The organism is Streptomyces sp. NPDC059668, from assembly GCF_042734135.1.
Lineage (GTDB): Bacteria > Actinomycetota > Actinomycetes > Streptomycetales > Streptomycetaceae > Streptomyces.
This window is the reverse complement of the sequence record NZ_JBHWEL010000001.1, coordinates 367,840-384,098: the sequence shown is the minus strand read 5'-3', so window position 1 is coordinate 384,098 and position 16,259 is coordinate 367,840. Positions and strand designations below refer to the sequence as shown.

At 69.6% G+C, this 16,259-nt stretch carries 20 protein-coding genes and 4 pseudogenes; 12 read left to right on the top strand and 12 right to left on the bottom strand.

Going from position 1 to position 16,259, the window contains the following annotated elements; all coding sequences use genetic code 11:
* Positions 1–3: 3 nt before the first annotated feature.
* Entirely contained in the window at positions 4–771 is a 768-nt protein-coding gene (map, locus tag ACFV2J_RS01745) for a type I methionyl aminopeptidase (protein ID WP_385088116.1), read from the top strand.
* A gap of 184 nt (positions 772–955) precedes the next feature.
* Here the strand turns inward: map and ACFV2J_RS01740 are convergent, their stop codons facing one another.
* Positions 956–1,387, bottom strand: a complete 432-nt coding sequence (locus ACFV2J_RS01740; RefSeq protein WP_385436929.1) for a universal stress protein — start codon at positions 1,385–1,387, stop codon at positions 956–958.
* 303 nt (positions 1,388–1,690) lie between these two features.
* On the opposite strand from ACFV2J_RS01740, the gene ACFV2J_RS01735 reads away from it, so the two are divergent.
* The 3 genes from ACFV2J_RS01735 to ACFV2J_RS01725 are packed head-to-tail and all read left to right on the top strand — an operon-like array spanning position 1,691 to position 2,995.
* Positions 1,691–2,131 carry a MarR family winged helix-turn-helix transcriptional regulator gene (locus tag ACFV2J_RS01735; RefSeq protein WP_385098201.1) on the top strand — a complete coding sequence of 147 codons (441 nt, stop codon included), beginning with the start codon at positions 1,691–1,693 and terminating at the stop codon, positions 2,129–2,131.
* A gap of 25 nt (positions 2,132–2,156) precedes the next feature.
* Positions 2,157–2,426, top strand: a complete 270-nt coding sequence (locus ACFV2J_RS01730) for a hypothetical protein (protein ID WP_385098199.1) — start codon at positions 2,157–2,159, stop codon at positions 2,424–2,426.
* On the top strand, positions 2,423–2,995 hold the full coding sequence (locus ACFV2J_RS01725) for a YbhB/YbcL family Raf kinase inhibitor-like protein (protein ID WP_385098196.1): 573 nt from the start codon (positions 2,423–2,425) through the stop codon (positions 2,993–2,995). Before ACFV2J_RS01730 ends, ACFV2J_RS01725 begins: the two co-directional genes overlap by 4 nt.
* Positions 2,996–3,321: 326 nt before the next feature.
* Here ACFV2J_RS01725 and ACFV2J_RS01720 read toward each other — a convergent pair whose 3' ends face one another.
* On the bottom strand, positions 3,322–3,936 hold the full coding sequence (locus tag ACFV2J_RS01720; RefSeq protein WP_385436926.1) for a dihydrofolate reductase family protein: 615 nt from the start codon (positions 3,934–3,936) through the stop codon (positions 3,322–3,324).
* A 166-nt stretch (positions 3,937–4,102) separates the two neighbouring features.
* Here ACFV2J_RS01720 and ACFV2J_RS01715 point away from each other — a divergent pair, with 166 nt between their 5' ends.
* Both ACFV2J_RS01715 and ACFV2J_RS01710 read left to right on the top strand, forming a co-directional pair.
* Entirely contained in the window at positions 4,103–4,711 is a 609-nt protein-coding gene (locus ACFV2J_RS01715; RefSeq protein WP_385090522.1) for a TetR/AcrR family transcriptional regulator, read from the top strand.
* Complete coding sequence (locus tag ACFV2J_RS01710; protein WP_385090525.1) at positions 4,708–5,733, top strand: DMT family transporter; 1,026 nt, start codon at positions 4,708–4,710, stop codon at positions 5,731–5,733. The genes ACFV2J_RS01715 and ACFV2J_RS01710 overlap by 4 nt, the downstream gene beginning before the upstream one ends.
* Before the next feature lie 28 nt (positions 5,734–5,761).
* Here the strand turns inward: ACFV2J_RS01710 and ACFV2J_RS01705 are convergent, their stop codons facing one another.
* The gene (locus ACFV2J_RS01705) at positions 5,762–6,253 is read right to left on the bottom strand and encodes a hypothetical protein (protein WP_385090528.1); all 492 of its coding nucleotides are present in this window, start codon (positions 6,251–6,253) and stop codon (positions 5,762–5,764) included.
* 134 nt (positions 6,254–6,387) lie between these two features.
* Between ACFV2J_RS01705 and ACFV2J_RS01700 the strand changes: the two are divergent.
* Positions 6,388–7,027 (top strand): annotated as a pseudogene (locus ACFV2J_RS01700) (transposase).
* Positions 7,028–7,067: 40 nt separating this feature from the next.
* Here ACFV2J_RS01700 and ACFV2J_RS01695 read toward each other — a convergent pair.
* The gene (locus ACFV2J_RS01695) at positions 7,068–7,295 is read right to left on the bottom strand and encodes a histone-like nucleoid-structuring protein Lsr2 (RefSeq protein WP_385090550.1); all 228 of its coding nucleotides are present in this window, start codon (positions 7,293–7,295) and stop codon (positions 7,068–7,070) included.
* Positions 7,278–7,766: pseudogene (locus ACFV2J_RS01690) on the bottom strand (SMI1/KNR4 family protein); the annotation flags it as partial. The gene ACFV2J_RS01695 and the pseudogene ACFV2J_RS01690, both read right to left, overlap by 18 nt.
* A gap of 342 nt (positions 7,767–8,108) precedes the next feature.
* On the opposite strand from ACFV2J_RS01690, the gene ACFV2J_RS01685 reads away from it, so the two are divergent.
* Positions 8,109–8,947 (top strand): IS5 family transposase gene (locus ACFV2J_RS01685; RefSeq protein ID WP_385090553.1). Its coding sequence is split into 2 segments (ribosomal slippage): positions 8,109–8,646 and positions 8,646–8,947, totalling 840 coding nucleotides; the frame shifts between segments, so codons are not numbered across the junction.
* Between the two features lie 43 nt (positions 8,948–8,990).
* Here the strand turns inward: ACFV2J_RS01685 and ACFV2J_RS01680 are convergent.
* The 3 genes and pseudogenes from ACFV2J_RS01680 to ACFV2J_RS01670 all read right to left on the bottom strand — a co-directional run bounded on the left by ACFV2J_RS01680 (position 8,991) and on the right by ACFV2J_RS01670 (position 10,665).
* Positions 8,991–9,497 carry a hypothetical protein gene (locus ACFV2J_RS01680; protein WP_385090530.1) on the bottom strand — a complete coding sequence of 169 codons (507 nt, stop codon included), beginning with the start codon at positions 9,495–9,497 and terminating at the stop codon, positions 8,991–8,993.
* Positions 9,498–9,558: 61 nt separating this feature from the next.
* Positions 9,559–9,867, bottom strand: a pseudogene (locus tag ACFV2J_RS01675) (transposase); the annotation flags it as partial.
* 342 nt (positions 9,868–10,209) lie between these two features.
* A complete protein-coding gene (locus ACFV2J_RS01670; protein WP_385090532.1) occupies positions 10,210–10,665 on the bottom strand; it encodes an SUKH-3 domain-containing protein in 456 nt (151 codons plus the stop codon).
* A 230-nt stretch (positions 10,666–10,895) separates the two neighbouring features.
* On the opposite strand from ACFV2J_RS01670, the pseudogene ACFV2J_RS01665 reads away from it, so the two are divergent.
* A pseudogene (locus tag ACFV2J_RS01665) lies at positions 10,896–11,682 on the top strand (IS5 family transposase).
* Here the strand turns inward: ACFV2J_RS01665 and ACFV2J_RS01660 are convergent.
* From ACFV2J_RS01660 to ACFV2J_RS01645, 4 genes are all read right to left on the bottom strand, one after another.
* A complete protein-coding gene (locus ACFV2J_RS01660; protein WP_385090535.1) occupies positions 11,683–11,934 on the bottom strand; it encodes a hypothetical protein in 252 nt (83 codons plus the stop codon).
* Between the two features lie 117 nt (positions 11,935–12,051).
* Positions 12,052–12,420 (bottom strand): hypothetical protein, encoded by a 369-nt coding sequence (locus ACFV2J_RS01655; RefSeq protein WP_385090556.1) that lies wholly within the window; start codon positions 12,418–12,420, stop codon positions 12,052–12,054.
* 436 nt (positions 12,421–12,856) lie between these two features.
* Positions 12,857–13,102, bottom strand: coding sequence for a DUF5133 domain-containing protein (locus ACFV2J_RS01650; RefSeq protein WP_385090538.1), 246 nt, complete (start codon positions 13,100–13,102; stop codon positions 12,857–12,859).
* A gap of 283 nt (positions 13,103–13,385) precedes the next feature.
* Positions 13,386–14,045, bottom strand: coding sequence for a DUF1707 domain-containing protein (locus tag ACFV2J_RS01645; RefSeq protein ID WP_385090541.1), 660 nt, complete (start codon positions 14,043–14,045; stop codon positions 13,386–13,388).
* Positions 14,046–14,295: 250 nt separating this feature from the next.
* On the opposite strand from ACFV2J_RS01645, the gene ACFV2J_RS01640 reads away from it, so the two are divergent.
* From ACFV2J_RS01640 to ACFV2J_RS01630, 3 genes are all read left to right on the top strand, one after another.
* Positions 14,296–14,526 (top strand): hypothetical protein, encoded by a 231-nt coding sequence (locus ACFV2J_RS01640; RefSeq protein ID WP_385090544.1) that lies wholly within the window; start codon positions 14,296–14,298, stop codon positions 14,524–14,526.
* An 81-nt stretch (positions 14,527–14,607) separates the two neighbouring features.
* Positions 14,608–14,982: an FKBP-type peptidyl-prolyl cis-trans isomerase gene (locus ACFV2J_RS01635; RefSeq protein ID WP_385090547.1), complete on the top strand. Its 375-nt coding sequence runs from the start codon at positions 14,608–14,610 to the stop codon at positions 14,980–14,982.
* A gap of 401 nt (positions 14,983–15,383) precedes the next feature.
* Positions 15,384–16,103: a hypothetical protein gene (locus ACFV2J_RS01630; protein WP_385085763.1), complete on the top strand. Its 720-nt coding sequence runs from the start codon at positions 15,384–15,386 to the stop codon at positions 16,101–16,103.
* The last annotated feature ends 156 nt before the right edge of the window (positions 16,104–16,259 follow it).

Sequence of the window (16,259 nt, the reverse complement as noted above, 5' to 3'; positions counted from 1 at the left end):
CACATGGTGGAGATCAAGACCGACAGGGCACTGGAGGCGATGCGGGAAGCCGGACGCGTCGTGGCCCACGCACTCGCGGCCGCACGTGAAGCGTCACTGGTGGGCGTTCGTCTGCGCGAGCTCGACGAGGCCGCCCGCACGGTTCTCACCAAGGCCGGCGCACGTTCTCCGTTCCTGGGCTACCAGCCGTCCTTCGCCCCCGCGCCCTTCCCCGCGGTGCTCTGCGTCTCCGTGAACGACGCCGTCGCGCACGGCATCCCCGGCGACTACCGCCTGCGCGACGGAGACCTGGTCAGCGTCGACTGCGGAGCCGAACTCGACGGCTGGACCGGCGACGCCGCCATCAGCTACACCGTCGGCACCCCTCGTCCCGCCGACCTCGAACTGATCGCCGCCACCCAGCAGGCCCTGGACGCGGGCATCGCCGCCGCCACGGTCGGCCGTCGCATCGGCGACATCTCCCACGCCATCAGCACGGTCGCCCGCAAGGCGGCCTGCGGCATGCCGGCCGACTTCGGCGGCCACGGCATCGGCCGCCAGATGCACGAGGACCCGCACGTCCCCAACCACGGACGGCCCGGCCGCGGTTTTCCCCTGCGCCACGGCCTCACCCTCGCCATCGAACCCATGCTCATGGCGGGAGGCCACAACGAGTACCGCACCGACCCCGACGGATGGACCCTGCGCACGATCGACGGCAGCCGGGCCGCCCACGTCGAGCACACCATCGCCGTCACCGCGGACGGTCCCCGCACCCTCACCCTGCCCTGACTCACCCTGCCCTGACCGCCGGTCCCCCACATGCGGCGGCGGGGCACATCGGCCGCCTCGTGAAACGGCGGGACTGCGCCCGCCCGGTGACCGACGCCGGCCCGCCCCGGACGTCGATTCCCGGGGCGGGCCGTGCCCGCAGGGCCGGTGTCCGCCGCCCGACGGCGGCGTGTCCTCGGGGAGATCAGGCCTCGGTGCCGTCCTCCGGAGCCAGCAGGACGGCGGTGCGGCTGGCGTGCGCGACGGCGTCGCTGATCCGGGGGTTGAACAGCGCCTCCACGGATCCGCGGTGGTGGGGGCTCAGCACGACGAGGTCGGCGTCGAACTCTCCCGCCGCCTCGGAGATGGCCGTGGCGATCTGGGTGGTCAGTCCGTGGACGAGGGCCGCGTCGGCCTTGACGCCCTTGTCGCGCAGGGCGGCCAGGGCCTCGTCGACGATGGCCTTCGCCTGGACGTCGTCCTCGAGCGGGACGACGGCCGCGAGGGTCGCCGCGGAGGCCGCGACGTGCACGACCCGGACCTGGGCGTCCGTCAGCCGGGCCAGGTCACCGGCCAGGCGTACGGCGGAGAGGCGGGTGGGGCTGGGATCGACGGCGACCAGGATGCGCTGGAACATGGGATCTTCTTTCCCGTTCTGGAAGATACGGAGGATCTTCGCGGTGATCAGTGACGCCGGAGGACCGGTGCCACCGAGATCAACGTCCGGCGCGCCGCGACCCTTCCCGATTCCGGTCCCTTGATCGTCCCGAGTTGTGATCATCCGATCGGCGCCGGGGTCCACGGCGCCGTCCCGCACGTCACGCCTGGCGTCGGCGCGGATGGAAGGCCGTCAGCCGCGCCAGGGCCGACGCACCGACAGCGGCCTGGACCCGTACCCGGTCCGATTCACTAAGGCCGATTGATAAAGTAGCCTTAGTATATGAACGACGGCCTGGATCCCGGTGGAGTCGCCTCAGTCCTGCTGGCGAGTCTCAGCGTGCTGCTGCGACGGGTCCACCAGGTACCCGTCGACGGCGGCCTCACGATGACCGAGCGGACCGCCCTGTCCCAGTTGGACCGCTCGGGCCCCACCACCTCCTCCGCACTGGCCCGGGAAGTACAGATCACCGCTCAGGCCATGGGAGCGACGCTCAACGCGCTGCGGGTCCGCGGCCTGGTCGAACGCCACCCGGACCCGAAGGACGGCCGGCGCCTGGTACTGACGGTGACCGACGCAGGCCTGGGGGCCCTGCGGGACAAGCGCAACGCACGGACCGAACTCCTCACCCGGGCCCTGACCAGCGGGGCGTTCACGTCGGCCGAACTGGAGCAGCTCGCGGCCGCGGCGCCGCTACTGGACCGACTGTCCCAGAACATCTGACGCCGGCGCCGCCACGAGGAAGCACATGGACGGACCGCCGGAGCCGCACGCTGTCACCGGGCGAGCGGTGAGCAGTGGCCCGTACGAGGAGCCGCCACCGGGCGCGTACGACCAGCCGACATCCACAGGAGAGACACCCACCATGCCGACAAGGATCGACCCCACGACCACCCGCGTCATGATCGACCCGGGGAGGGTCGTCGCCCGCGCCCACGGCATCGAGCGCGTCCTCGCCGAGACCGGCGGATCCGCCACCGCCGTCGCCGTCATCACCACGGCGGAGGACACCCGATGAGCCTGCTCGGCCGACTCCTGAAGAACCGCAGAGCCGGCGAGACCCACGCGGCCTGGAACCTGCCCAACCTGCAAGGCCCCGAGCAACTGACCCTCACCAGCCGGCACTTCAGCCACGACGGCCTCCTTCCGCTGGAGCACTGCGCCAAGCACATCGGCGGCGGCGACGTCTCCCCCCACCTGGCCTGGACCGCGCTCCCACCCGGTACCGCCCAGCTCCTCCTGGTCGTCGAGGACATCGACGTCCCCATGGCCAAGCCCGCCGTGCACTGTGTCGCCCTCATCGACCCGTCGGCCGGACACCTGGAGCCGGGCGCTCTGGCCACGCGGCGACCCGGCCCCGGGGTGCGGGTACTGCGCTCCACCATCGGACGCGGCTATCACGGTCCCGCGCCCGTCAAGGGCCACGGGCCACACCGCTACGTCTTCCAGCTGTTCGCGCTCTCGGCCCCCGTGGACGGAGCCCCCGACACGACGCCGGTGGACCGGGCACGGCCCCGCGCCCTGCTGCCCACCCTCACCGCCCCGGTCCTCGACCGCGCCCGGCTGACCGGCGTCTTCGAACGCTGACCCCGACCCCCTGCCCGTGGCCTCCGGGCGGAGGTGCGTGCGGGGACGGGCCGGCGAGCAAGAGCGCGGTGCGTTCGACGGCCTCTCCCGACACGAACCGCCCCTCGCGATGCGGACACACGGGCCCGCACAGCCGGTCACTCCCGATTACCGACACCTCGCGCCCCCGTACGTAGCCCCGGGAGGCTGGAGGTCAGGCCCAAGGGAGCTGTGTCCGCCAGGAGTAGGGCCCACGGGTCCGGACGGCGGTTCACCCTCACGGTGAGGGTGAACCGCCGTCCGGCGTCGCGGCGCGGCCGGAGCCGTGCGGTCACGCGACCGGAGCGTCAGTGGACGTCATAGAGCAGGTGGGTCGCGGTCGATGTCGCGGTCACGCTCCGCTGTACGAGCGTGCGGCGCGTCCCGCCGGTGAACAGCGGCGTCCCGGCACCCAGCACGACCGGCGCGAGGTGCAGGCTCAGCACGTCGACCAGCCCGGCGTCGAGTGCCGAGCCGACCGTGGCGCCGCCACCCATGAGCACGACGTCGAGGTCCTTGCCGCTGTCCGACGAAGCCGCCTCGGCGCGCACGCGCGCGACGCTGACGGCGTCGGCCAGGCCGGTGGTGACGAACGTCCAGTCGAGGCCGCCGAGCCGCACCGAGTCCGGCGGTGAGCTCGTCACGACGACGAACGCGGGCTTGCCGACCTCGCCCGCGCCGTATCCGGTCTTGTCACTCCATCCGTTCGGCCCGTCGACCACGTCGAAGAGCCGGCGCCCGAGGACGACGGCGCCCGAGCGGGCAGTCCCCTCGCGCAGTATCCGGCGGTCATCGGGGTCGTCGGAGAACGCCCAGGTATGCAGGGCCTCGCCGCCGATGCCCAGACCGGCGTCCGGACCGGGGTCGGGCCCGGTGACGTAGCCGTCCAGGGAGACCGAGATGTCAGCGATGATTCGAGTCATACCAGAGCAGACCCGATCCGCCGCGCGAACTCATCGCTCACGCGGCGGATCGTGCGCCGGACGCGAGCCCGGGGCGCCCCCTCACCGGTCGTCCTCGACGTGGAACACTCCCATAACCAGGCGATAATTAGGTAGACTGACCTACCTATTAATGGGAGGGACCGCGATGACCGAGAGCGGCACATCGGCAGCACGCCCCGGTAGGCGGCGCGGGGCCGCGCGCGAGCGGCTGCTCGCCGCCGCGGCACGCCGCTTCTACGCGGACGGCGTGGCGGCCACGGGGATCGACACGATCACCGCCGAGGCCGGCGTGGCGAAGATGAGCCTGTACAACAACTTCTCCTCCAAGGCCGATCTGGTGATGGCCTACCTCGATGCGCGGCATGAGGAGTGGCTGGGTCTGTACCGGCGGCGCCTGGAGGAGGCCCGGGACGGTCGCGGCCGGGTGCTGGCCGTCTTCGACGCGTACGCGGATCACGCGGCCTTCGCCTACGAGCACGGGTTCCGGGGCTGTGGCCTGTTGAACGCCGCCGCCGAGCTGCCCGCCGGTGACGAGGGCCGGGACGTGGTGCGCCGTCACAAGGAGGAGGTCGAGGACCTGCTCGCCGGGCATCTTGAGGAGTTGCTCCCCGGGCGGCCGGAAGAGGCGCGCGCGACGGCGGAGCACTTGTCGTTCCTGCTGGAAGGGGCGATGGCACGCGCCGGCCTGGAGGGCGCGGGTACGCGTCTGGAGCACGCCCGGGCGATGGCCGCCGACCTGCTGGACCGGCGGTGACGCGGCTCGCCGGGGGCGCGGCCGGATCGGCCGGCGTGGGGGCGGCCTGCGTGCTGGTGGCGTCCGTGCTGTGGGGCACCACGGGCACCGCCGCGACCTTCGCCCCCGCGGTGGGGCCGCTCGCGATCGGGGCCGTCGCCATGGGCCTGGGCGGACTCCTCCAGGCTCTCGTCGCCGCTCCCCGTATCCGCCGGGAGGCTCCTCGGTTGCGCGCGCACAAGGGTGTCGTCCTGCTCGGCGCGGTGTCGGTGGGGGTCTACCCCCTGGCGTTCTACACCTCCATGCACCTGGCCGGGGTCGCCGCCGGCACGGTCGTGTCGATCGGCTCGGCCCCGCTCGCCTCCGCCCTGATCGAGCGCGTCGTCGACGGGCGCCACCTCACCCGGCGCTGGACGACCGGCGCCGCTCTGGGCCTGTCCGGGACGGTGCTGCTGTGCGCGGCCGAAGCCTCCGGCACTAGCTCCGGCCCCGGCGCCCACTCCGCGGGGGAGGTCATGTTCGGTGTGGGGCTGGGCCTGGTGGCCGGTCTCACGTACGCCCTGTACTCCTGGGCCGCCCACCGCCTGATCAGCCGCGGTGTCACCTCCGGCGCGGCCATGGGCACCGTTTTCGGGCTCGGCGGGCTGCTCCTTGTGCCGGTACTGCTGGCCACCGGGGCTCCGCTCCTGGCTTCCTGGTCCGACGCGGCCGTGGGCACGTACATGGCCCTGGTGCCCATGTTCGCCGGGTACGTCCTGTTCGGGTGGGGCCTGACGCACGTCCCGGCGAGCACGGCGACCACCCTCTCTCTGTTGGAACCCGCCGTCGCGGCCGTACTCGCCGTACTCGTCGTCGGCGAACGTCTGCCCCTCCTGGGGTGGGCCGGCATCGCCTTGGTCCTCGGCTGCCTCACGGCGCTCACCGCACCGACCCGGACGACTCGCCGACCGCGTCCGTTCCGGGCGGACCACCACAGCGCCGGCACAGCGGGATCCAGCGTGACCGACTCCGACCGTGGACCGGAGAGGGTGGTCGCCGGCTGAATGGACCAAGGCGCCGGAGCGGAGCGGATCACCCCGTCGTCTCCACGGCCGGCACACGCGTCTTCCGCGCCGCCTGCCGACGGGTGGCGTGCACGGCTCCCACCGCCAGCAGTACGGAGACGGCGAGACAGGTGACGACGAGGCCGTTGAGCCACACGTAGTCTCCCGAACTGGGGTAGGTCGTTCCGTCGTCCAGGACACAGTCGAAGGCCGGTGGCAGATACGAGGCGCGGTGGCCGACGAGGTGCTCCACAAGATGGGGCGCGGCGTCACGACAGGCGGGCGCCGGGGAGGAGTTCGCCCCCGACCGGGACTCGTTGTCGGACAACGCGACGCCACCGAGCGCCATGAACAGAGGCAGTGTCGCGCCTGCCGCCGTCATACCGGCGCTCCAGCGGAGCAGGTCCACACCCCAGTCGGGGCGCCTGCCCGGCAGGGCGACGGACAGCAGCTTGACGACCACGGCGACGACCCATACCACGCCGGCGATCGGAACCACGAGCAACAGCAGAACGAACACGGTCCAGTACCCCCCGGCCGACCTGACGAACAGGCGTTCGCGCCAGCGTAGTACTCAGTGCGACTTCGTGATCCAACTAGGTCGTGTTTCGGAAGTGGCTCGATCCCCTTGTCTAGCTTCGTAATGATCTAGGTATGGGGCGAGGGGATCTTTCCGACGAACAGTGGTCGATGCTGAAGCCGTTGTTGCCGGTTGTGCTGTCGGGGCGACCGGCGTCGGGCCGACGGAGGCAAGTCGACGGGATCCGGTGGTGGGTACGAACCGGTGTTCCGAGGCGGGATCTGCCGTCCCAGTAAGGTCCGTGGCAGACGGTCCACGGTCCCTTTCGCCGCTGGCAGCGTGACGGCACCTGGCACGTCGTTCACCACCACGATTCACCTGGCCTGCGAGCAACGCCAGCGTCCACTGGCTCTACTGGTCACGGCGGGGCAGCGCGGCGGCAGTCCTCAGGTCACTGCGGTCCTGGACAGCATCGGAGCGCCCTGTATCGGGGTGGGTCGTCCCCGAATCCCGGGCCGAACATGCCTCCCTGCGAAAGCGTTGGATTCGGTGCAGGTTCCTGAACCCGCCGATCAGGCGGACCACCGCAATCGCCCCGGAAAGGCCGACAGGCGGCCACCGGGCTCCGACCGTGAGGACCAAAAGGCCCGGCACGCGGCCGAGTGCGGAATCAACCGCCTGATGCGGAACCGGGAGGTGGCCTGCCGCTTCGACAAACTTGCGGTCCGTTTCGAGGCCATCGTCCTCGTAGCCGCGATCAACGAATGGTCATGACCCGCCAATGGCCGTTGACCAGTACAGCGGGACCTTGTAGTCACCTCTGTGACGCCTCATAAGCCTCGCGGATGGACGCAGGGATACGTCCACGATCATTTACGAGGTACCCGTTGGTGCGTGCCCAGAGGCGTATCGGCTCGTCTTCCGGACGGGGATCGAGCTTACGGGGTCTAGCAGGCTTGCCGGGGCCTTTCCAGTCTCCCGAGGAGACTCCTTCCAGCCGGTCCGCCGTCTCCTGAAAGAAAGCGGACAACGAGGCGTACACGCCCTCTTCGGGAAAGTGAGCTTCCGTCCAAGTTCCGATGGTTCCGTTGAGCGTGTCGAGAAACGTCCCGTAGAAACCGTCGCGCTCCGCGGCGATCGGCACCCACTCACGGCGCCAGAGCGGACAGTCGAGGTCAGCGGACGGCTGCATCTCCTCCAAGTCCATCTGGCTGAGGTAGACCCGCTGAATATCCGTCAGCCCGAGAAGGAGGCGGCCGCCGAGGATGTCCATCTCGCACCCGAACGCGACCAGACAGGACTGACCGTCGCGCTGCCTACCGGCATCGATGTCATTCGCGAGCAGCCACTGCCGCATGTCCCCCGGCAGGTCCAGCCCCATGCGCAGTTCGGCTTCCCTGATCGCCTCATGACTCCCCCGGCCGCCTAGCGCAGTGAAAGTCTCAGGGGCGTTGCGTTCAAACCACGCGGTCACCCGGCCCCATGCCTCGCGCACGTCTCCTGTCTCGTCCATCGAAGTTCCGCTCATGTGTGATCTCCACCCCGGCAGGAAGCGTACGTACCTGGAGCAACCCCACCTATATCTCTGGCTCGCAGGGAACGTTGCCCGGTCTCCCGAACTGTGGAGTTGTCCCCTGGGCTGGGCGATGTCGGGTGATGGTCCATTGGAGAACCGTATGCGGGACCGCTGACAGTGGCCGAGGCGGAACGTGATTCTGCAGACCGCCTACGGTAGGCAGATCACCCCCTCAGCACGCCACCAGCTTCTGAAACCCTCCCTGACAACGGCTAACACAATGAGGTGGATCGGTCCTGATGGCCTTGTCTGGCACGGGAGTTGAGCGTTCGGGCCTATGTGGGGACGTCGCCGTGGATCGTGTCGGATGAGCTGTGGGATCACCTGGAGCCCCTGCTGCCGCAGTGTGAGCGCAGGTTCCGGTATCCCGGCCGTAAGCCGCTGCCGGACCGGGAAGTGCTGTGCGGGATCTTGTATGTGCTGCACACCGGGATCCAGTGGGAGTACCTGCCGCAGGGCCTACGTTTCGGCTCGGGTACGACGTGCTGGCGCCGTCTGCGGGACTGGAACGAGGCCGGAGTGTGGCAGCGACTGCACGAGGTCCTGCTCGCCGAACTCAATGCCGCGTCCCGGCTGGACTGGTCCCGCTGCGTGGGTCGACTCCTCCCACGTCAGGGCCCTAAAAGGGGGCAGCACGCGGGCCCGTCCCCGGTCGACCGCGGCCGAGCTGGTTCCAAACATCACCTCATCACCGACGGGCACGGCACCCCGCTCGCGGTCCTGCTGACCGGCGGCAACCGCAACGACGTCACCCAGCTCCTGCCGCTGCTCGATGCGATCCCGCCGGTCCGTGGCCGGGTGGGCCGGCCTCGCCGCAACCGAACTCGCTGTTCGCCGACCGGGGCTACGACCACGACATCTATCGCGACCAGATCCGCGCCCGCGACATCGTGCCAGCGATCGGCCGCCGAGGCACCCTGCACGGCACCTGTCTGGGCACTTACCGGTGGGTCGTGGAGAGGAGTTTCGCGTGGTTGCACGGCTTCCGACGTCTGCGCATCCGCTGGGAACGGCGAGCCGACATCCACGAAGCGTTCCTCGAACTCGCCTGCTGCCTGATCACTCACCGGCGGCTCGGCGTATTGCGCGGCCGTCGATTGAGGTCATCGAACGGCTGAGTGCTGTTGCCGTGCAGATCTGCCCAGGGAAGCATCCAGCGTCCTATGAGACAGCAACACCATGCTGCAGTTCACACCTGTCGTGCTGGAGGTGCAGCCGGCGGAGGTCTTGCAGTACGGCGATGGGAAAGGAGTGCTGAACCCACTTCGCCCGATAGCCGTCCTCGCCGTGAACCTGCAGTACTGACTGAGCGGCCTCCACGACGACATGGCCAAGAAGGCCTCGCGACTGTGTGGAGCCCCAAACGAGCGTGCCTTCCTGGTCCGGCGCATCGAAGCTCGCGGACATGTCAGGGAAGCGGTAGATCGCCAGATCAACTTCCGAACCCGTGCCTCGGAGCACCCACCTCACTTCAGCGGGTTCAAGGTCAAAGGAGAAGCGCTGAACACGTATGGGGCCATACAGACCCGCCACACCGCGAAGCAGGTCGGCAAGAGCATCAGTGCAGTAGCTGACGATGTCCTTCCGCTCCGAAGAGCCGTCCTTGATCAGACACGTCGCCCACCCGCTGCCACTCAGTTCCCAACTGAACTGGAGACCACTGGTCATCGCACCCCTCCCTGTGATCGTCTCCGAAGACGGTACAGCGCAGACGCAACGGATCTCCTCGCGCCTTGGCCGACATCGGGGCTAACTTGGGGAGCTGGTGGGCCTCGGGTCGGCAGAGCCCGTTCTTCCAGGCTCCGACGGCCGCGAGAGCGGCCGGGTAGTACTCGCGCAGCAGGGAGCGGAGCTGGTTGGCGATCTGCTGCCGGTTCCAGGTCGCGTCCTGCTGAGCGCGGGCGAGGACGGCGATGACGCGGGCCAGATCGCTGTCCTGAGGAAGCGGCCGGTGACCGTGCATGTCGGTGCGCAGCATGTTGGCCAGGACCAAGGACTCGACACGAGGCCGGTCCGCCACCTCAGCAGCTGTCCGTGGCACCAGCTCACCGCACGGGCCCCAGTCTGCGTTGCAGCTGAAGCGGCTCGGGCACCGCGAGGGGTCACCGTGCAGCGGGCCTGCACCACAGACCCCAACGAACGATCAAGGGGAGAGTATTGACGATGGTGGCGGTCACGAGAGCGTCAGGCATCACCGCTCTGGATCCAGGGATCAAGTCCCCGGACGACTCAAGGCGTCAGCCCGACACTCACGGTGACCGCCATCGCGGCCATCCCTCTGCTGATCGAACAGCCCGGGCGTACGTCTCTCAGGGCTCTCATTCCCACCGGATCAGGACGGCTCCGACGCAGTGATCACACCAGCCACTGCAAGATCGTCTCAGTCGCCGGCGCGGCTGCCGACGAGCCAGGGTGCTCGTTCTGTACGGTCGACGCCAGCATCGCCGTCCACCACGTAGGCCAGTGCCTCCGCGAAGGTCGACCCCAGAGGCCAGAGGACGCCCGGCCCGACGGCGACGACGCGCCCGCTGGTCGCGATGTACGACCTGTACTGGATCGACCACATACCCAGAGGGCTGTAGTTCTCTGCGTAGCGGTGCCTCAGCCTGGACGCTTCCGCGGCGGCGTCGACGCAGGCGTCAACGGGGTCTATGTGCAGTGACGAGGCAGGGACGCGAGCGGGGCAGCTGTCGATCGTCAGCTCGCCGAACTCGGCCCAGACCCCGACCGCCGTGTCATTGAGCTCGAATCCGACAGCTGTCAGTTGCCGTGTCCAGTCCACGGTGGCGATCTTGCGACCTGCCGTCCACCCGGCAACACCAAGCGCGTCCAGCACCGACAGACCACAGCCCGTCAACGACTCACCGATGTGTTCTATGCGTCCTCCCCAGATTCTCGGGTTTCTGTTGCGCGAAGTCTGCCGCAGATCCGGACCAGCAGACAGGGCTACTGGCCACGGAAGGCACGGAGATCGTTTACGGGACAGGCTTTAGACAGCTTTAGACACCGTTTCTTTTGGCTGGCTGCCGCATTGGGCTCGGTACGGAGGGTCCTGCCGTGCATCTGATGCCTGACGAGCTGTGGGAGTTGTTCAGGCGGGTGGTTCCAGCGACGGTCGTCCGGCGTCCGCAGGGAGGGGGTCGGCGTCGTGCCGGCGACCGGGAGACGCTGGCTGCGATCGTCTTCGTGGCCACCTCGGGCTGCACCTGGCGGCAGTTGCCGCCGGCGTTCGGGCCGCGCTGGCAGACCGTGTACCGCCGCTTCGCCCAGTGGAGCCGCGACCGGGTCTGCGCCCGGCTGCACCGACTGATCCTGGGCGAGCTCGGCGACCAGGGAAAGTTCGACTGGTCCCGGTGCGCGATCGACTCGGTGAGCATTCGCGGCACCAAAGGGGGCCCCTGACCGGACGGAATCCAACCGACCCGGGCAAGAAGGGTTCGAAGATCCACCAGATCTGTGATCGCAACGGCCTACCGATCTCGCTCGGCATCTCGGCCGCCAACACCCACGACAGCCTGGCCCTGCAGCCGCTCGTTCGGGGCATCCCGCCGATCCGTTCCCGACGTGGACCACGCCGGCGGCGACCAGGCAAGCTCCATGCGGACAAGGGATACGACTACGACTACCTGCGTCGATGGCTTCGAGGCCGGGGATTCAGCACCGAATCGCCCGCCGCGGGATCGAGTCCTCCGGTCGCCTGGGCCGCCACCGGCGGGTGGTCGCGCGCACGCTGTCCTGGCCGGCGGGGTGTCGACGGCTGCACCGCCGCTATGAGCGAGAGTCCGAGCACTTCCTCGGCTTCGTCGGCATAGCCGCCGCCTTCATCTGCTTCCGGCGCCTGACGGCTGCCTGATCAGATTCGCTCAATGCCCAGCGCACTCGGAACGTCCTGGATCCAGGCGGCACGATCCGGCTCCGCAGCGGCGACACGTTCCAGCACCTCAACGAACCGCCGGCTCTCCGTCGAATCCATCTTGCCGAGCTCAAAGGCGATCTCTTCCAGGGCGCTCAAGGCCATCTGCGACTCACGTCCGACCTTGACGAGATCCTCCAGGGTCGCCACCGCCGCCAGAAGTGCCCGCACCACTTCGTCGCCCTGAAGCACGACTTCAACCTCCTCGGATGCCAGTTATGACGACGCGATGCTGCCACCCCGCATGCATCCAGGTCACCTCACGCGCGACCCCGATCGCGGCCAGCCGGGGCCAAGAGAAACAACGTCTTAGGCATCGAGGTAGCGGTAATCCCCGTCCGGGAGGCCGATCAGCAGGCCGCCGCTGTGGACCCTCCACTCACTCATGCCGTCGACGTCGTGGTTGACCAGAAACAGCCCCCGGGGCCTCTCGTCGTACTCGTCATCCTGCTCGGAGGCCGGGATCCGGGCGATCTGACGCAACCTCTCCTCGAACCAGTCGAGGGACACCGCGCGGATGTAGCCCCCGTAGAAGGCCCAACTGGCACCGTTGTACTGCCGAGCGGGGAAGGCCCAGCCCCCGCTGTAGGTGCGCTCCGGGTCGTCCGCTTCCACGATCTCCTTGATCTGGGTCAGCTGTCCGTCGTCACACTCCAGCCAGCCCCTGACCGAGACCATGGTTCCCACGGCGGTCGCTCCTCATTCGTGTGGCGCGCCGCCCTGGGCGCGCGGTTCCGATGCGCTTGCACGCTAGGTGTGACCTGCTCGGTCGCGCAAAGGAATTGACGGGTGCATCAGCCGCGTCGAGCGAAAGCCCGTGGGCATGGGCGTGGGCCACAGCATCGACGCGGCCGCCTGCGGGCGATGTCCGACCAGGCCATCGCCCGCATCGCGAGCCGGTTCCGCCGAGTGGAACCGCGGGCGGCGCGCCCACTGCTGACGACGGCTCACCAGCCACTCGGACACCCGGATCCCGAAGTCACACTGGGGTGCTGGTGGTCTTCTGAGGGATCGCTGGCGGACCGGAGCAGACCCTGGGCCGGTATGCGTGACGTCAGGCCCAGGTACATCAGGTGGCGCGCAGAACCACTGGTCGCGCCGAGAGATCCCGCTGCTACGCGGCCAGCGTCTCGTCCTCTTGTGTGGTGCCGTCACGGTCCGCGCTGTACTTCTTCAGCATGATGTCCGCTGCGCACAGCGCCTGCTCGGCCGTCCGGGCCCCGGTCATCACGCACAGCGTGTAGGTCACATCGTCCAGTGCACGGCTGGTACGGCCGTTGGGGCGGACATCGTGTTCGATACGGGTGTCCGCGAACCGGGCCAGTACCGCGCGCAGTTCCCTCTCCGCCGGAAGGATCATGGTGGTTCCTCTCGCCAGAACACAGCTCGCGTGGCAGGTGGCCAGCACCGCGAGACACAGGTCGCATGGATGACATCTGGCGCCGCACTCATCGTCGAGTCGGCGTCAGGCACGTCTTCGAGTGCCCCGAGTCGAGAGGACTATGCCACCGTGCGTGGGCCGCGAGCAGCGCGCACCGGAAGTTTTGTCGTGACCCCAACGCCGAGGGGCCGCGGAGTCCGACAGCCGGCCACCGCCCGGCTCGGCTCGGCCCGGCTCAGCTCGTGTCCTCGGCCGGGAGTGCTCAGGACCCCGCGGAGAGGGAGGTGGGCCTGCGCAGCAGCCACTGTCCGAACGTCCGGCGCGCGGGCCGCACCACCACGCGGCCGTGGGCCTTCCGGCCGACCAGTTCCACTCGCAGGGTGAGCGGTGTCTCGGGGTCCGCCGGGGCCTGACGGTACTTGACCCTGCTGTGCAGCAGTTGCAGTCCGTCGGTGTCGACCACGACGCCCGGCCTCGTGACCAGCGTCAGGGTCTTCCCCGTCATGCCCACGTCGATCAGCAGGGTGTCGTGCGTGATCACCGCGTCAGTGAAGTCGAGCGTCACCTCGCAGTACGTCACCGCGAGCTCCAGTCTCCGCGGTACCACCCAGCGCCCCACACGCTCGATCGCGCCGCTGTGGATCTGTTCGATCCGGATGGTGTCCTTGGCCTCTGCCCCCATCGCGCCAACCGTGGGCGACACGGGCGGCAGGTCTGCGGTGAGTGCGGTCAGTTCGCCCAGGGTCCGTGCCGACAGGGCGGCTTCCAGGCGCTCGTCCAACTCGTCCGCGGTCAGCCGGCCGTCTCCCGCGGCGATACGCAGCACGTCCACAGCCCGGTCGCGGTCCGCGTGAGAGGCCCGCAGCTCGGGAGACGAGCCGGGGGCGGAGCGCTTCCCTGTGGGTGAAATCTCTCCCGACATACTTCCGTCCTGGTCCATGTCGAACGTCTCCGCGCGGCGCAGGCAGCGGCGCCAGGAGCAGATTAGCGCTGTATCGCGACATGCGGCCCGGCTGGGGCCGAGTGCCGGTGGGAGGCCAGCCACCGGCACCGCGGCCGAACCGGAGCGCCCGGCAGTTCCGTTGCCATGAGGACGAGGGGGCGCACCCTGCGCCGCGAGGTCGGCGACGGGACGGGCATCCGCCGGCACCCCCGGCGACACGACGGCACCCTTGGTGACACGACGGCACTCCCGGCGACACGACGGCGCCACCGGCATCGGCCCGTACGAGGAGGGCGAACACGCCGCCGAACACGCCGCCCCGGCCGTCCCCGCCGTCCCCGGACCCACCGAGTTCTCCGGCGGCCACCTGCCGGGAATCCGGCCCGCCGTGCCCGCGTTGGTGCGACAGGCCGTCGAACAGGGGCGCTGCGTGCGCCCGCCGCATCCGTCGGCTGGGTAGCGTGACCACCGAGCCGCATGGAGTGACCATGCGCCCGGCAGAACCGCACGGCGACTTCCGGCGGAGAAGGACGAGGCTGCAATGACCGAACTGACGAAGCCCGAGATCGACTTCCCCGGGGGCGACGCCCCCACCGACCTTCAGATCAGGGACCTCGTCGTCGGGGACGGAGCCGAGGCCAAGGCCGGCGCCGTCGTCGAGGTCCACTACGTCGGGGTCACCTTCGCTACCGGAGAGGAGTTCGACGCCTCCTGGAACCGGGGCCAGGCGTTCCGGTTCCCCCTGGGGGCCGGCCGGGTCATCAAGGGCTGGGACCAGGGCGTCGAGGGCATGCGGGTCGGCGGCCGGCGCGAGATCACCATTCCGGCGCACCTCGCCTACGGCGACCAGTCGCCCTCCCCGCTGATCCCGGCGGGCTCGACCCTCATCTTCGTGGTGGACCTGCTCGCCGTGTGAGGTGGCCCCCCTGCCGCCCGGTTCGTCCATCGGAGTGCGGCGGGGGCAGCGCCTCGTCCGGTCCCATCGTGGGCTGCCGTCACGGCCGTCGGCGCTGCGTACCGTGAGCGAACAGCCCCGGCCGGGGCGGATCCCGGCCGGGGCTGCCGACGTGCGTGGCCCGGCAAGGGCGGTCGCCCACGCGGCGAAAGGGCCATGCGGCCACGGCCGAACGATCGTCCTCATGGGCGCGTCGCTCGGGCGACGGCGATGGCGATGGCGATGGCGGCGGCGGCGGTGGCGACGGCGGTGGCGTGCCGCTCGGGCGGCCGGGTGACGCGTGACCCGGCGCTGGCCCATCCGGCCGTATCCCCGGCTCCGTTCCCGGACGGACGAGCGGAAACTACGGTAGGAAGCCGGATGTGAATCATCTGCTCACCGAAGTCATCGAGGCCCACGGCGGGATCGGCCGCTGGCAGGAACTGACCCAGGCGCGAGCCACCCTGGTCAGTGGTGGCGACCTGTTCGCCATCAAAGGCCTGCCGCAGGACGTCACGCCCCGCACCATGACGGTCAGGCTGCACGAGGAGCACGCCTCGGTGCAGCCGTTCGGCGCTCCCGACCAGAAGACCGACTTCACGCCCGGGCGAGTGAGCATCGAAAAACTCGACGGGCACGTGGTCACCGAACGCGAGAACCCTCGGACGTCGTTCTCCGGACACACGCTCGAGACGCCCTGGGACCCCCTGGACCGCGCCTACTTCAACGGCTACGCGATGTGGACCTACCTGACCACGCCGTTCCTGCTCGCCATGCCCGGCTTCACGGTCACCGACATCGAGCCGTGGCGGGAAGGGGACGAGGTCTGGCCGGGGCTGCGCGCCGCCTTCCCGTACCGGATCGCGAGCCACAGCACCCACCAGGACTTCTACTTCGGCCCCGACCGGCTCCTCCGGCGCCACGACTACCACGTCGACGTGGCCGGCGGATTCGCCGCCGCGCAGTACGTCCACGACCACGCGGAAGCGGACGGCATCACGCTGCCCACCAAACGCCGGGCCTACCGCCGTGACACCGAGGGCCGTCCGCTTCTGGACCAGGTCATGGTCTCCATCGACCTCAGCGAGGTCCACTTCAGCTGACGGAACCCTTCTGGCGACGTCTTCCGTGCGGTGGTTCACGCACTCCGCCCTCCGAGCGGCGGGGGCCCCGCGAGGGGGGGGCCGACAGAGTGGGGGGGAGGGTGGGCGCGGGTGGCCGGCCGCCGGGGGCCATAGGGGAGCCCGGGGGGGGGCGAG

What these genes read in the sequence shown, in the direction of transcription:
- ACFV2J_RS01715 (WP_385090522.1), top strand. Translation starts at nt 4,103, where the DNA reads ATGACCGAGAGCGGCACATCGGCAGCACGCCCCGGTAGGCGGCGCGGG.
- ACFV2J_RS01655 (WP_385090556.1), bottom strand. Translation starts at nt 12,420, where the DNA reads ATGGTCTCGGTCAGGGGCTGGCTGGAGTGTGACGACGGACAGCTGACC.
- ACFV2J_RS01730 (WP_385098199.1), top strand. Translation starts at nt 2,157, where the DNA reads ATGGACGGACCGCCGGAGCCGCACGCTGTCACCGGGCGAGCGGTGAGC.
- ACFV2J_RS01725 (WP_385098196.1), top strand. Translation starts at nt 2,423, where the DNA reads ATGAGCCTGCTCGGCCGACTCCTGAAGAACCGCAGAGCCGGCGAGACC.
- ACFV2J_RS01680 (WP_385090530.1), bottom strand. Translation starts at nt 9,497, where the DNA reads ATGACCAGTGGTCTCCAGTTCAGTTGGGAACTGAGTGGCAGCGGGTGG.
- ACFV2J_RS01635 (WP_385090547.1), top strand. Translation starts at nt 14,608, where the DNA reads ATGACCGAACTGACGAAGCCCGAGATCGACTTCCCCGGGGGCGACGCC.
- ACFV2J_RS01645 (WP_385090541.1), bottom strand. Translation starts at nt 14,045, where the DNA reads ATGTCGGGAGAGATTTCACCCACAGGGAAGCGCTCCGCCCCCGGCTCG.
- map (WP_385088116.1), top strand. Translation starts at nt 4, where the DNA reads ATGGTGGAGATCAAGACCGACAGGGCACTGGAGGCGATGCGGGAAGCC.
- ACFV2J_RS01740 (WP_385436929.1), bottom strand. Translation starts at nt 1,387, where the DNA reads ATGTTCCAGCGCATCCTGGTCGCCGTCGATCCCAGCCCCACCCGCCTC.
- ACFV2J_RS01720 (WP_385436926.1), bottom strand. Translation starts at nt 3,936, where the DNA reads ATGACTCGAATCATCGCTGACATCTCGGTCTCCCTGGACGGCTACGTC.
- ACFV2J_RS01650 (WP_385090538.1), bottom strand. Translation starts at nt 13,102, where the DNA reads ATGATCCTTCCGGCGGAGAGGGAACTGCGCGCGGTACTGGCCCGGTTC.
- ACFV2J_RS01735 (WP_385098201.1), top strand. Translation starts at nt 1,691, where the DNA reads ATGAACGACGGCCTGGATCCCGGTGGAGTCGCCTCAGTCCTGCTGGCG.